Here is a 13,361-nt window from a genome sequence, read left to right on the forward strand (position 1 = left end):
AACCCGTATGCCGCTCAAAGAGCTCGAGATCCCGGTCATTCGGCCGGGATCTTTTTGTTTGCGGAGGCGGCGGCGCGGCTCGCCGAGCGGCCGATCCAGAGGCTGGCGAGGACCAGAACGGCGCCGGCGACCTGCAGTGGGGACAGCGCCTGTCCGAGGATTATCCAGCCGAGCAGAACGGCGCTGAGTGGGCTCAGGAGACCGAGCAGGGCCGCTGGTCCCGGTCCGATGCGGGCGATGCCGCGAAACCAGAAGAAATAGGTGAGCGCCGCGCCGACGAGGCCCAGCCAGACGAGGCCTGCCAAGGCCCTGGCGTCCGGCATCGGAAAACCGGGTTCCAGCGCAAGCGCCAGCGGCAGCAGCAGAATGCCGCCCGTGGTCAATTGCCAGGCGGTCAGCGTCAGCGGCGCGACCGGGAACTGCCACCGGCGGGTGAGCACGGTGCCGAGCGCCATCGACAGCGCGCCGCCGAAAGCGGCGGCAATGCCGAGCGGATCGAGCGTGATCGTTGACGACAGAAGCAGCAGGGCCACGCCGACAAGCCCGCCGAGCGCGGCGACGACGGCGCGCGGTCGGATCGGCGCGCCGATAAGACCCCGCGCCAGGAACAGCACGATCAGCGGCTGCGTCGCGCCAAGCGTCGCGGCCACCCCGCCCGGAAGCCGGTAGGCGGCCACGAACAGCAGGCCCCAGAACAGGGTGAAATTCAGAAAACCGAGTGCGAAGAGCCTAGGCAGCCATGCGGGCTTCGGCCATTGCCGGACAAGGACGAGCAGGATAAGGCCCGCCGGCAGGGCGCGCAACAGGCTGACGGTCAGCGGGTAGCCATCCGGCAGCAACTGGGTGGTGACGATATAGGTCGTGCCCCAGATGGCCGGCGCCAGCGCGGTCAGCAGGAAATCGGATGGTTTCGGCATGATCGCCTCCATTTATCTTGACGTCAAACTATATCGAATTAGTTTGACGTCAAGCTATTTTTCCGACAGGCTTTGGCCATGGATCATGTCGACAGTATTCTGGCCGAGTGGCAGGCGGAGCGCCCGGACCTCGACGCCATGCCCATGGGCGTCATGGGCCGGCTGAAGCGGCTGCAGGTGCATCTCGCGCGCAATCTGGAAACGGTCTTCGCCCGCTACGGGCTGAATGCCGCCAGCTTCGACGTGCTGGCGACGCTGAGGCGTTGCGGCCCGCCCTATGCGCTTTCGCCCTCGGCGCTGATGGACCGGACCATGGTGACCTCGGGCACCATGACCAACCGCCTCGACCGGCTGGAAGCGGCCGGTTTCATCGCCCGCCGCCGAAACCCGGAAGACGGTCGCGGCTTCTCCGTGGCGCTCACCGACAAGGGTTTCTCGCTGATCGACGAGGCCGTGACCGCCCATGTTGAAAATCAACACAAGCTGATCGCGGCCCTCGACCCGGCGGAGCGCGCGGCGCTCGACGCCCTCCTGGCGCGGTGGCTGGCCGCGTTCGAATAGTCCTCTCGGCTTTCAACGAAGAAGAAGCGTGTCCTGTTTGGACTTGCGTGCACATTCAATCCATATTATGCACGTTTATGCACGATTTGGGTGATGCATGAACGACTATCTCATCCGCGAACGTCAGGACATCATCCTCGGACGCCTCAAGGCTTCGGGGCGGGTGCTGGCGGCCGATCTGGCGGCGGAATTCAAGGTTTCGGAAGACACGATCCGGCGCGATCTGCGCGATCTCGCCGCCCGCGGCCTGTGCGAGCGGGTCTATGGCGGGGCCCTGCCGATTGCGCCGGCGCGCGGAACGCTCGGCCACCGCAAGAGCCGCGATGCCGGCGAGAAAGAGATGCTCGGACGGATGCTGGCCGCCCAGATCGAGGATGGCATGACGGTGTTTTTCGACGCCTCCAGCACCAATATCGCCGCCGCCCGCGCGCTCGCCGAAGACCGCGCCGTGACGGTCGTCACCAACGCGCCGGCGATCGCGACCGTCTTCGATGGGCGCGAAAGCCAGACGGTGATCATGATCGGCGGCATGATCCATCCCGAGGTCGGCGGCGCGATCGGCGCCAAGGCGATCGCCGAGCTGGAGCGCTTCCACTTCGATCTCTGCCTGATCGGCGCCTGCGGCCTCGATATCGAGGCGGGGCTGACCTGCTTTCACTATGACGACGCGTTGTTCAAGCGCGAGGTCGCGCTCCATGCGCGCCGGGTGATCACCGCCGTGACCGCTGACAAGCTTGAAACCCGCGCGCCCTGCAGCGTGATCGCGCTGGAAGCGTTGGACGGGCTTGTCCTCGGGCCTGGCATCGCGCCCGAAAGCCGCGCCGCGCTGCTGCAGGCCGGCGTGAACCTGATTGAAACGACAGACGGAACAGCCGCCAGATGACCATTTCCACCATTGCGCCGCGCCCGCGCTACATGTCGAAGCCGCGGCTTGCGACCTCGCTGCTGTTCCTGATGAACGGCTTCGTGATGGGCTCCTGGGCTCCGAAGATTCCGGTCTTCGCCGAAAGGCTCGGCCTCTCCGAAAGCGGTCTCGGTCTGATGATCCTGACCTTCGGCGTCGGGTCGATGCTGGCGATGCCGTTCACCGGCGTGATGATCGCGAAATTCGGCTCTGCCCAGGTCGTCAAGGCCGTTGCCGCGATCTTCACCCCGATGCTGCTGCTCGTCAGCCTGGCCGGTACGATCCCGCTGGCCGTGCTGGCGCTGTTCGTGTTCGGCGGCCTGATGGCGGCGATGGATGTGGCGATGAACGGCAATGCCGTGGCTGTCGAAAAGGCCGAGGGCCGGGCGATCATGTCGTCCTGTCATGCGTTCTGGAGCCTTGGCGGACTGACCGGCGCGGGGCTCGGCGGTCTGCTGATCTCCGCTGTCGGCCCGCTCGGGCACGCGCTGGCCGTCACCGTCATCGGGGCCGGCATGCTTGCCTTTGCCTTTCCGAGGATTCTCGGCGATGCACCGGAGGAAAGCGTGCGCCGGCAGAAGGTGCGCCTGCCGATGACGCCGCTGCCCTGGCTGATCGGCATCATGGCGCTGTTTTCGATGATCCCGGAAGGCGCGGTACTGGACTGGAGCGCGGTCTATCTGCGCGACGAGCTCGGCATCACCCTGTTCGCCTCCGGTTTCGGTTACGCCGCCTTCCAGCTCGCCATGACGATCATGCGCTTTGCCGGCGACCATGTGCGCGACCGTTTCGGCCCGGTCAACACGGTGCGCTTCTGCTCCGCCGCCTCGGTCGCCGGTCTTCTGTGCGTCGGGCTTGCGCCCAACCTGGCCGTGGTCATCATCGGCTTTGCGATCACGGGCGCGGGGATTTCCAATCTGGTGCCGGTGGCATTCTCGGCGGCGGGCAACCTGCCGGGGCTGCAGCCCGGCATCGGCCTTTCGGTCACCACAATGCTCGGCTATTCCGGCATTCTGGCAGCGCCGTCGCTGATCGGCTTCATCGCCGAGCATATCGGCTTCGCGCCGATCTTCACCGGCCTGTCATTGCTGCATGTCATCGTGTTCTTAATGGCGCCGATGGCGCGCTATGCCGAGCGCGAGCGCGAGAGTTGACAAGCGCGCGGCATTGTACCACCTGAAGGGCAATGGAATATCCGGAGAAGACCATGTCGCTCGCCCGCCCGAACTACGACCCGCTGCCGCGCCGCGCTTCCGTGGCCGTCGATGTCGGCGGCGTGATCGTCGGCGGCGGCGCGCCGGTGGTGGTGCAGTCGATGACCAACACCGACACCGCCGATATCGACGCGACCGTGGCCCAGGTCGCCGCCCTCTCCAAGGCCGGCTCCGAACTGGTGCGCATCACCGTGGACCGTGATGAGGCGGCCGCCGCCGTGCCGAAAATCCGCGACCGGCTGGAGCATCTCGGCCTCGACGTGCCGCTCGTCGGCGATTTCCACTATATCGGCCACAAGCTTTTGGCCGATCACCCGGCCTGCGCCGAGGCGCTTGCCAAATACCGCATCAACCCCGGCAATGTCGGCTTCAAGGACAAGCGCGACAAGCAGTTCGCCGATATCATCGAAATGGCGATCCGCTACGACAAGCCGGTCCGGATCGGCGTCAACTGGGGCTCGCTCGACCAGGAACTGCTGACCCGGCTGATGGATGAGAACGCGGAAGCCGGTTCCCCGCTTTCGGCGCGCGACGTCACCCGCGAGGCGATCGTGCAATCGGCGTTGCTTTCCGCCGAGCTTGCAGAGGAGATCGGCCTGCCGAGGAACCGCATCATCCTGTCGGCCAAGGTGTCCCAGGTGCAGGATCTGATCGCGGTCTATTCGATGATCGCCGAGCGTTCCGACCACGCGTTGCATCTCGGCCTCACCGAGGCCGGCATGGGCACCAAGGGCATCGTCGCCTCCTCCGCGTCGATGGGCTATGTGCTGCAGCACGGCATTGGCGACACCATCCGCGTTTCGCTGACGCCCGAGCCCGGCGGCGACCGCACCCGCGAGGTGCAGGTGGCGCAGGAGCTGCTCCAGGTCATGGGTTTCCGCCAGTTCGTGCCGGTGGTCGCCGCCTGTCCCGGCTGCGGGCGCACCACCTCCACCGTGTTCCAGGAGCTCGCCTCCAAGATCCAGTCCGACATCCGCAAGAACATGCCGGTCTGGCGCGAGAAATATCCGGGCGTGGAAGCGCTCAACGTCGCGGTGATGGGCTGCATCGTCAACGGTCCGGGCGAAAGCAAGCACGCCGATATCGGCATCTCGCTGCCGGGTACCGGAGAGACCCCGGCAGCGCCGGTTTTCGTGGACGGCAAGAAGGCCAAGACCCTACGCGGCCCCAACATCGCCGCCGATTTCGAAGCGATGGTGGCGGATTATATCGAGCAGCGTTTCGGCACGGGCAAGCAGGCGGCCGAGTAGCAAGAACGGTTCCGCTATTTGCGCGCTGGAACGGCCGGGATGAGGCCCATATCGGGTGCGGTGCTGTGGCGTATCAGGAAGCCTCTCAACCACAATCTCTCCCCTTGAGGGAGAGATGCCCCGACAGGGGCAGAGAGGGGTGAACCCTATCCGAGAGCACGAAGTTTGCGGCTTATGCCCAGACCCCTCTCTGTCGCTTTCGCGACATCTCCCCTTCAAGGGGGGAGATTGTTGGAGCCTGGCCGCTCCTGCAACCTTACCCTCTTCCACTCGTCTCCCGCACCACCAGCGTGACCGGCGACAGGTGCCGTTCCGGCGGGCGGTCGCCGGTTTCCAGCCAGGCGAGCATGGTGGCTGCCGCGTCGCGGCCGAAGGCGCCGATATCGCAATGGACGGAGGAGAGTTTGGGGAAAGCCAGCGCGCATTCCTCGATATCGTCGAAGCCGATCAGCGCGATATCGCGGCCGACCGCGATCCCGGCCTCGGCAAAGCCGGCCATCATTCCAAGCGCCACCAGATCGTTGAAACAGAGCACGGCATCGATGCCCTGACGGTCTGCCGCGAGCTTCAGCGCGGCCTCGCGGCCGAAGGCGCGGGTCGGGCGGCCGAGCAGCGTCACCGGTTCGCGATCGCCGAGAACCGCGCGGTAGCCGGCCATGCGCTCCTGGGTCACCGCCCGGTCCGGCAGGCCGCCGACGAAGGCGATCTTCTGCGCGCCGCTCTCGACGAGATGTCGCGCGGCCTCAAGGCTTCCGGCCTCGTAATCCAGCGAGGCGAAGGGAAAACGGGCGGTATCGGGAGACGCCATGCGCAGCACCTGCAGCGCCGGCAGCCCGGCGCGGCCGATCCGCTCGAACACCGCCCCCTCATCGCCATAGGCCGGCGATATGATCAGCGCCGAAACGCCGTGCTCCACCATGGAGGCGATCACCTGCGCCTGGATGCCGATATCCTCGTCGGTATTGGCAATCACGGTGGCGAAGCCATGCTCGGCGAAGGTCATCTGGGCGCTTGCCGCGAATTCGGCGAAGAAAGGGTTGCGCAGGTCGTTTATGACAAGGCCGATCAGCCCGGCCTCCGCTCCGCGCAGATTGGCGGCGGTGCGGTTATAGACATAGTTCAGCGCCTGCATCGATTGCTCGACGCGCGTCCGTGTGGCCTTCTTCACCAGCGGCGAATTCTGCAGCACGAGCGAGACCGTCGACTTGGACACGCCCGCATGGTGGGCCACATCGATGATCGTCGGTCGTTTCGCCACTTCCTGTTCCCTTTGTCGCGTACTGCGTTTGTTGGCACGGGTGACGCTATTTTTCTTTGCTCGTCGCCTTCTTCTTGCGTCATGCTCGGGCTTGACCCGAGCATCCAGGCGACACGGAAAACGCTGCCTGGATCCTCGGGTCAAGCCCGAGGATGACTCGAAAGAAAGGGAGAACCCGTTAAAGCCGAAGCTTGCTTCATGCCCCCTTCCGGCACACTGCGCAAGCCCTCACAACCCGTGCTCACGCGCAATCATGTCGGCGGCCTTTTCGCCGATCATGATCGCTGCGGCGTTGGTGTTGGAGGAAATCAGCGTCGGCATGATCGAGGCGTCGACAACGCGCAGGCCGTTGATGCCGTTGAATTTCAACTCGGGATCGACCACGGCGCGATCGTCACTGCCCATGCGGCAGGTGCCGGCGGGGTGGTGGTCGGTCTTGGCGTGGCGGCAGGCATAGGCGAAATAGTCGTCATCCGTCTTCACCTCGGGGCCCGGCAGCATTTCACGCTTGATGAAGGGTTTGAGCGCATCCTGATGCATGATCTCCTGCGCCAGCTTCAGCCCGCGGATCGACATGTCCCGGTCATGGGGGTCGGCCCAGTAATTCGGGTCGATCAGCGGCGCATCGGCGGGATTTGCCGATTTCAGCCGCACCGAGCCGCGCGAACGCGGTCGCAGATAAGCGGAATTCAGCGTGACGCCGGGATTAACCATCTTCTCCACGCCCGCCTCGATGCCGGAGCCGAGGCCCAGATGAAACTGGATGTCCGGCGAGCGCGCGTCCCGTTCCGCGTACCAGAAGCCGCCGGTCTCGAACAGGCTGGAGGCGACAGGGCCCTTGCGGGTGAGCAGATATTGCAGGCCGGCTACCGCCGACCAGAACGGCTGGGCATATTTGTCATAGGTGAAATCGCCGGCGCATTCGAGAATGGTGAAGAGGTCGAGATGATCCTGCAGGTTCTCGCCGATCTCCGGATGGTTGAAGACCGCCTCGATGCCGGCCGCGCGCAGATGCTCGGCCGGGCCGATGCCGGAGAGCATCAGCAGCCGCGGCGAGCCAATGGCGCCTGAGGATAGCAGCACCTCGCGGCCCGCCGTCAGCACCTCGCCGCCCGCAAGCTCCACCCCGGTCGCCCGGCCGTTCTCGATCCGGATGCGGCGGGTCTCGACGCCGGTGCGGATGGTGAGGTTCTTGCGATGGCGCGCCGGGCCGAGATAGGCCTTTGAGGCGGAGGAGCGTCGCGCATGTTTCTGTGTCAACTGGTAATAGCCGACGCCGTCCTGCTTCTCCCCGGTCATGTCGGCGTTGAAGGGAATGCCGAGTTCGCTGGCCGCGCGGAAATAGGCCTCGCAGATCGGCAGCGGCGCCGAAGGCTTCGAAACGCCGAGCGGCCCGCCCTTGCCGTGATAGTCGTTGTCGAAGGTGTCGTTGTCTTCGGCCTTCTTGAAGAAGGGCAGTACATCGTCATAGCCCCAGCCGGTGCAGCCCATCTGCCGCCACTCGTCGTAATCCAGACGGTTGCCGCGGGTATAGATTTGGGCATTGATGGTCGAGCCGCCGCCGATGACCTTGGCCTGGGTAAAGCGGATCGACATGTCGTTCATGTGCCGCTGCGGAACGGTGTGCCAGCCCCAACTTCCGATGCCCTTGGTCATCTTGGCGAATCCGGCCGGCAGCGTATAGAACGGATGCCGATCCCTGCCGCCCGCCTCCAGCAGCAGAACCTTGACCTCCGGGTTTTCGGAAAGCCGCGCCGCCAGCACGCACCCGGCCGAACCGCCGCCGATAATGATGAAATCATAGACCATGCAATGATCCTCCCGAGGGCGATTTAGCACAGGTTTAGGAACGTTCCAAATAAAATCGAGACGATGAGCTTGAGCCAGTGACTAGGACGGTACTGCGGGCGGAGGGGTTTGACTTGTCCAGCGCGTCACAGCCGTGAGATCGAAAGTCCGCCATCGGCCGCGATCACCGAGCCGGTGGCGAAGGCGAGGTCGCCGCGGGCGAGCGGCAATACGGCCGCGGCGACGTCCTCCGGCGTGCCCCAGCGGGCGGCCGGCACGAGGCCGGCTTTAATGCGGGCGGTGTACTTGTCCTTCACGCCCGCCGTCATGCCGGTTTTGATGATGCCGGGGCGGATGTCGAAGACGCCGATATTTTCCGGAGCCAGCCGGGCCGCGAACAGTTTTGCGGCCATGGCGGCGGCGGATTTGGAGATGCAGTACTCGGCGCGCTCCACCGAGACCATTTCGGCGCTGACCGAGGTGATGAAGATGATCGCGCGGTAGCCCTGATCATGGCCGAGCATGCGCTTTGCGGCCGCCTGCGCCAGGAAGAACGCGCCCTTCAGGTTCACATCCATCACGAAATCGAAGTTTTCCGGCGACAGGTCGAGCATGTCGCCGCGGATCGGCGCGCCAACGCCGGCATTGGAGATGAAGGTGGTGAGCGGGCCGAGATCGTCCTCAACCCGGTCAAGCAGGCCGGGAATTGCAGCGGTTTCGCGCACATCGTGGCGATAATAGCTGGCCTTGTCGCCAAGTCCTGCCAGGGCCTCGCGGACCGTCTGGCTCTCGGGATCGGCCTCGGCGGTGATCGCTATCGTATAGCCCGCACCGGCCAGGGCTCTGGCGATGCCAAGCCCGATGCCCTGCTGGCCGCCGGTGATCAGCGCGGTTTTCATTTTGCAAGCTCCCGTTTGATGGCGTCGCCGGCCTTCAGCGCGAGGGCCGCGACCGTCAGAGACGGATTGACGGCGGCTGACGTCGGCAGCGCCGAGGCGTCGGTGACGTAAAGGTTGTCATGGTCGAAACTGCGGCAATCGGGATCGAGAACGGCGGTCGCCGGATCATCGCCGAGCCGCGCCGTGCCGCACTGGTGCGAGGGTACGCGGCCATCGAACAGACGCGACAGCACGACGGGAAAGCCCGCGCGCCGTAGCGCCTGCTTCATCCGCTTCACCAGACGATTATGCGCCTCCATGTTGGAGCGCCGCCACAGGAGCTGGATATCATTGCCATTGAGCACCACCCGGCTTTCCGGGTTCGGCAGGTCCTCCGAGATCGCGTAGAAATCGACGGAATGACGCGAGAGGTGCGTTGCGAGCGCCATCGGCATCGAGGGCGTGGTCGCCTTCAGGATTTTCGGCACCACCCGGCCCAGCAATTGCACATTGCCGAGCGGTGGACCGTTGTCGCCGTCTGCAAGATACCAGTCATTGATCGCGAAGGTCTTCTGGTAGACAGCATCATTGGCGAACCGCGGATCATAGGCGATCATCGCCGTGGCGTTGTGGTTCATGAAATTGCGGCCGACCTGGCCGGAGGAATTGGCAAGCCAGGACTTCAGAAGAAGCGCGGCGGTCTGCACCGCGCCGGCTGCCAGCGCCACGATCCTCGGCGTCACCGTGATGGTCTGGCCGGCCTGCTCGTACGTGACACCGGCGATCCGGCGGCCATCGGGCTCGGCCGTCATATGGGTTACACGGGCCCCCGTCTCCATGCGTACATTGTTATGAGACAATGCGGCGGCAAGCGCGCAGGTCTCCGCATCCATCTTGCCGGAGCGGATGTCGGGATAGCCGTCCCAGCCATCATGCCCGTGGGAAAGCCAGCGGTCGAGGTCGACGCCGAGCGGCAGCGCCGCCGGATGCAGCCCGGCTTTCTCCAGCCGCCGCCGGACAGCGGCAAGCGCCGGCTCGTCCGGCACGGCGGGGTAGGGGTATGGCCCGGCATGGGGCGGTTCGGTCGGATCCTCGGTGAAATCGCCGCGCACCTGATAGAGCGCTTCGGCGGCATCGTAATATGGCGCGAGCGTCTCATAGGCAAACGGCCAGGCCGGCGAGACGCCGCCGAGATGCTCCATCGCCTGGAAATCCTGCCGGCGGTAGCGGTAGAGCACCGCGCCATAGAGCTTGGTGTTGCCGCCGACATTGTAATAATTGCCGGGCGAGAACGGCTTGCCGTCCGCATCCAGCCAGGTCTCGTCGGAGCGGAAGGCGCTGTTTCTGTAGATCCGGTCGGGATCGCGCGCTGGCGCGTCGTCGGGGATCTGCTGCCCGCGTTCCAGGATCAGGATTTCGGCCCCGGTGGGCGCGAGGCTTGCGGCAAGCGTCGCCCCGCCCATGCCGGAGCCGATGATGACCACATCAGGCGAAACCCGCATTGCTATCGGAGCCGCTCTTCGGTCTTCGGGTCGAAGGCGACTGCCTTGTCCATATTGACGGCGAAGGGGAAGACGTCACCCGGCTTGACCTCGACATCGGCGCGGAACCGGGCCGTGACCTCCTTGCCGCCCATCTCGGCGACCGCGAAGGTATCGGAGCCCGCGGGCTCGGTCACCTCGACCTTCGCCTTGATGATATGCACCGCCCCGGAGGAGCGGTCTGCCCCCAGCTCGTCGGTGATCGCCTCCGGACGGATGCCGAGAATGATATCCCGTCCGCCATGATCGGTCATTGTTCCGTCGGGGAAGGGCAGTTCGGCGGTGCTGCCATCGGCAAGCGGGAACTTTGCCACCGCTTTGCCGCCCTCGACCGTGACCTTCGCCGGAAACAGGTTCATCGACGGCGAGCCCATGAAGCCGGCGACGAACATGTTGGCCGGATTGTCGTAGATTTCCTTCGGCGTGCCGAGCTGCTGGACATGACCGCCGAACATCACTGCGATACGGGTCGACAGCGTCAGCGCCTCGATCTGGTCGTGGGTGACGTAGACGATGGTGGTGCCGAGCTTCTGGTGCAGCTTCTTGATCTCGGTGCGCATGTCGACGCGGAGTTTCGCGTCGAGGTTGGAGAGCGGTTCATCGAACAGGAACACGTCCGGGTCGCGCACCAGCGCGCGTCCCATGGCGACGCGCTGGCGCTGGCCGCCGGAAAGCTGGCCGGGCTTGCGCTTCAGAAGATGCTTGATCTGCAAGAGGTCGGCGACGCTGTCGATCGCCTTTTCGCGCTCTTCCTTCGGCACGCCGTGCATTTCGAGACCGAAGGAGATGTTTTCGGCGACATTCATGTTCGGATAGAGCGCGTAGGACTGGAACACCATGGCGATGTTGCGTTCCGCCGGGCGCACCCCGTTCATCGAGCGGCCGTTGATCACGATATCGCCGGAGGAGACCGGCTCGAGACCGGCGATCATGTTCAACAGCGTGGACTTGCCGCAGCCCGACGGGCCGACGAGGACGAGGAACTCGCCCTCCTCGACCTCGATATCGGTCTGGTGCAGCACGGTCAGGGAACCGAAGCTCTTGGTGACCTTGTCAATTTTCAGAAAACCCATGGACCTTAACCCTTAACGCTGCCGGCCATCAGGCCGCGTACGAAATAGCGTCCGGCGACGATATAGACGAGCAATGTCGGCATCGCCGCCATGATCGCGCCGGCGAAGTGGACATTGTATTCCTTCACCCCGGTCGACGATTGGACGAGATTGTTGAGCGCCACCGTCATCGGCTGGCTGTTGAAATCGGAGAACGAGGCGCCGAACAGGAAGTCGTTCCAGATATTGGTGAACTGCCAGATGATGCAGACCACCGCGATCGGCCCGGATGAGGGCAGCAGGATGCGGCGGAAAATGGTGAAGAAACCCGCGCCGTCGATCATCGCCGCGCGCACCAGTTCGCTCGGAAACTGGGCGTAGTAGTTGCGGAAATAGAGCGTCGAAAAGCCGATGCCATAGACCAGATGCACGAAGATCAGCCCCGGCACGGAGCCCGCAAGCCCGATAATGCCGAGAATGCGCGCCATCGGGATCAGCACGATCTGGAACGGAATGAAGCAGGCGAACAGCAGCAGGCCGAAGATGATGTTGTGGCCGCGGAACTGCCATTTGGTCAGCACGTAGCCGTTGAGCGCGCCTAGCACGGTGGAGATTGCCACGGCGGGAACCACCATCTGGATCGAGTTCCAGAAATAGGGCTTGAGACCCGTGGCCTGCACGCCGATCTGGGCGGTCGACCATGCGCTTTTCCAAGGCTCGAAGGTCAGCGCCTCGGGCAGGTTCATCATCCCGCCGGCCTGGATTTCGCGGAGCGGCTTCAGCGAGTTGACCAGCATCACGTAGAGCGGCAGCAGGTAATAGAGGCAGAAGATCAGGAGCACGGTGTAGATGAAGAACCGCGCCGTGCGGCCCGTGGAGACGACCTGGGTGGAAGCGTTGCTGCTCATTGCTTCTTCTCCCTCAGTTCCGACCAGAGATAGGGCACCATGATGGCGGCGACCGACATCAGCATGATCACGGCCGAGGCAGCGCCGATACCCATCTGGTTGCGGGTGAAGGTGTAGGAATACATGAAGGTCGCCGGCAGCTCCGTGGCGCGCCCCGGCCCGCCGCCGGTCAGCGCGATCACGAGGTCGTAGGACTTGATCGCCATATGGGCGAGCACCACGATCGCCGACATGAAGGCCGGGCGAAGCTGCGGGATCACGATCCGGCGATAGAGCGAGAAATTCGACGCGCCGTCGATCTGGGCGGCCTTCAGCACCTCGCCGTCAATGCCGCGCAGGCCGGCGAGGAACATCGCCATGACGAAGCCGGAGGTCTGCCAGACGGCGGCGATCACGATGGTGTAGATCGCCATCTGGTTGGACTTGATCCAGTTGAACTGGAAGCTGGTCCATCCCCAGGAATGCATCACCGCCTCAAGCCCGATGCCGGGATCGAGGAACCATTTCCACGCGGTGCCGGTGACGATGAAGGACAGCGCCATCGGATAGAGATAGATCGAGCGGATGAACCCCTCGGCGCGGATCTTCTGGTCGAGGAAGATCGCCAGCATCAGCCCGATCGCGCAGCAGAAGATGATATAGAGCGAGCCGAAGATCGCGACGTTCTTGATCGCGATGGTCCAGGCCCTGAGCCGGAACAGGTTGATGTAGTTCTTCCAGCCGACGAGATCGAAGCTCGGCAGGATGCGGCTGTCGGTAAAGGAGAGATAGACGGTGAAGGCGATGAAGCCGTAGACGAAGATCAGCACCATCGCGAGCGATGGACTGAGCACGATCTTCGGCAGGGCATCGCGTAGAAAATCCCCCGCTCTCCCGCTTCTTTGCGCGGACGAAGCCATTCAAACCCTCCGGATTGGCGGCCCTGCCGCCGGTGTTATTCGAGGCGGTGCAACGTGCACCAATCAATCTCCCCCCTTGAGGGGGAGATGTCGCGAAAGCGACAAAGAGGGGTAAACCCTCACCGCTTATTCAGAGTTTCGGGCTGGCGCTGCACCCCTCTCTGCCCTGCCGGGCATCTCCCCCTCAAGGG

Annotated in this window: 12 protein-coding genes; 4 read left to right on the plus strand and 8 right to left on the minus strand. The window is 64.4% G+C overall.

The genetic code is table 11. The features are described from left to right. Positions 1-35 precede the first annotated feature (35 nt). Positions 36-917, minus strand: a complete 882-nt coding sequence (locus V6765_RS14805) for an EamA family transporter (RefSeq protein WP_448430079.1) — start codon at positions 915-917, stop codon at positions 36-38. A gap of 78 nt (positions 918-995) precedes the next feature. Here V6765_RS14805 and V6765_RS14810 point away from each other — a divergent pair, with 78 nt between their 5' ends. The 4 genes from V6765_RS14810 (at position 996) to ispG (ending at position 4,846) form a co-directional block, all read left to right on the plus strand. Next, positions 996-1,478: a MarR family winged helix-turn-helix transcriptional regulator gene (locus V6765_RS14810; protein WP_448430081.1), complete on the plus strand. Its 483-nt coding sequence runs from the start codon at positions 996-998 to the stop codon at positions 1,476-1,478. Between the two features lie 97 nt (positions 1,479-1,575). Beyond that, positions 1,576-2,361: a DeoR/GlpR family DNA-binding transcription regulator gene (locus tag V6765_RS14815; protein WP_448430083.1), complete on the plus strand. Its 786-nt coding sequence runs from the start codon at positions 1,576-1,578 to the stop codon at positions 2,359-2,361. After that, positions 2,358-3,536, plus strand: a complete 1,179-nt coding sequence (locus tag V6765_RS14820; RefSeq protein ID WP_448430085.1) for an MFS transporter — start codon at positions 2,358-2,360, stop codon at positions 3,534-3,536. Before V6765_RS14815 ends, V6765_RS14820 begins: the two co-directional genes overlap by 4 nt. Before the next feature lie 53 nt (positions 3,537-3,589). Continuing rightward, positions 3,590-4,846 (plus strand): flavodoxin-dependent (E)-4-hydroxy-3-methylbut-2-enyl-diphosphate synthase, encoded by a 1,257-nt coding sequence (ispG, locus tag V6765_RS14825; RefSeq protein WP_448430087.1) that lies wholly within the window; start codon positions 3,590-3,592, stop codon positions 4,844-4,846. Positions 4,847-5,102: 256 nt separating this feature from the next. On the opposite strand, the gene V6765_RS14830 is transcribed toward ispG, so the two are convergent. The 7 genes from V6765_RS14830 to V6765_RS14860 form a co-directional block, all read right to left on the minus strand. Beyond that, a complete protein-coding gene (locus V6765_RS14830; protein ID WP_448430089.1) occupies positions 5,103-6,104 on the minus strand; it encodes a LacI family DNA-binding transcriptional regulator in 1,002 nt (333 codons plus the stop codon). A gap of 228 nt (positions 6,105-6,332) precedes the next feature. Next, entirely contained in the window at positions 6,333-7,913 is a 1,581-nt protein-coding gene (locus V6765_RS14835) for a GMC family oxidoreductase (protein ID WP_448430091.1), read from the minus strand. Positions 7,914-8,038: 125 nt separating this feature from the next. Then, positions 8,039-8,791, minus strand: a complete 753-nt coding sequence (locus V6765_RS14840) for a 3-ketoacyl-ACP reductase (protein ID WP_448430093.1) — start codon at positions 8,789-8,791, stop codon at positions 8,039-8,041. Beyond that, positions 8,788-10,272 carry a GMC oxidoreductase gene (locus V6765_RS14845; protein ID WP_448430095.1) on the minus strand — a complete coding sequence of 495 codons (1,485 nt, stop codon included), beginning with the start codon at positions 10,270-10,272 and terminating at the stop codon, positions 8,788-8,790. The genes V6765_RS14840 and V6765_RS14845 overlap by 4 nt, the downstream gene beginning before the upstream one ends. 2 nt (positions 10,273-10,274) lie before the next feature. Continuing rightward, the gene (locus V6765_RS14850) at positions 10,275-11,384 is read right to left on the minus strand and encodes an ABC transporter ATP-binding protein (RefSeq protein WP_448430097.1); all 1,110 of its coding nucleotides are present in this window, start codon (positions 11,382-11,384) and stop codon (positions 10,275-10,277) included. A 5-nt stretch (positions 11,385-11,389) separates the two neighbouring features. After that, the gene (locus V6765_RS14855) at positions 11,390-12,271 is read right to left on the minus strand and encodes a carbohydrate ABC transporter permease (RefSeq protein WP_230721489.1); all 882 of its coding nucleotides are present in this window, start codon (positions 12,269-12,271) and stop codon (positions 11,390-11,392) included. After that, positions 12,268-13,170 carry a carbohydrate ABC transporter permease gene (locus tag V6765_RS14860; RefSeq protein WP_230721490.1) on the minus strand — a complete coding sequence of 301 codons (903 nt, stop codon included), beginning with the start codon at positions 13,168-13,170 and terminating at the stop codon, positions 12,268-12,270. Before V6765_RS14860 ends, V6765_RS14855 begins: the two co-directional genes overlap by 4 nt. Positions 13,171-13,361: the final 191 nt, after the last annotated feature.

The sequence above is a fragment of the Martelella sp. FOR1707 genome (genome assembly GCF_053484265.1).

Coding starts and splice junctions, on each gene's coding strand:
- V6765_RS14805 (WP_448430079.1), bottom strand. CDS start 917: ATGCCGAAACCATCCGATTTCCTGCTGACCGCGCTGGCGCCGGCCATC.
- V6765_RS14810 (WP_448430081.1), top strand. CDS start 996: ATGGATCATGTCGACAGTATTCTGGCCGAGTGGCAGGCGGAGCGCCCG.
- V6765_RS14815 (WP_448430083.1), top strand. CDS start 1,576: ATGAACGACTATCTCATCCGCGAACGTCAGGACATCATCCTCGGACGC.
- V6765_RS14820 (WP_448430085.1), top strand. CDS start 2,358: ATGACCATTTCCACCATTGCGCCGCGCCCGCGCTACATGTCGAAGCCG.
- ispG (WP_448430087.1), top strand. CDS start 3,590: ATGTCGCTCGCCCGCCCGAACTACGACCCGCTGCCGCGCCGCGCTTCC.
- V6765_RS14835 (WP_448430091.1), bottom strand. CDS start 7,913: ATGGTCTATGATTTCATCATTATCGGCGGCGGTTCGGCCGGGTGCGTG.
- V6765_RS14840 (WP_448430093.1), bottom strand. CDS start 8,791: ATGAAAACCGCGCTGATCACCGGCGGCCAGCAGGGCATCGGGCTTGGC.
- V6765_RS14845 (WP_448430095.1), bottom strand. CDS start 10,272: ATGCGGGTTTCGCCTGATGTGGTCATCATCGGCTCCGGCATGGGCGGG.
- V6765_RS14850 (WP_448430097.1), bottom strand. CDS start 11,384: ATGGGTTTTCTGAAAATTGACAAGGTCACCAAGAGCTTCGGTTCCCTG.
- V6765_RS14855 (WP_230721489.1), bottom strand. CDS start 12,271: ATGAGCAGCAACGCTTCCACCCAGGTCGTCTCCACGGGCCGCACGGCG.
- V6765_RS14860 (WP_230721490.1), bottom strand. CDS start 13,170: ATGGCTTCGTCCGCGCAAAGAAGCGGGAGAGCGGGGGATTTTCTACGC.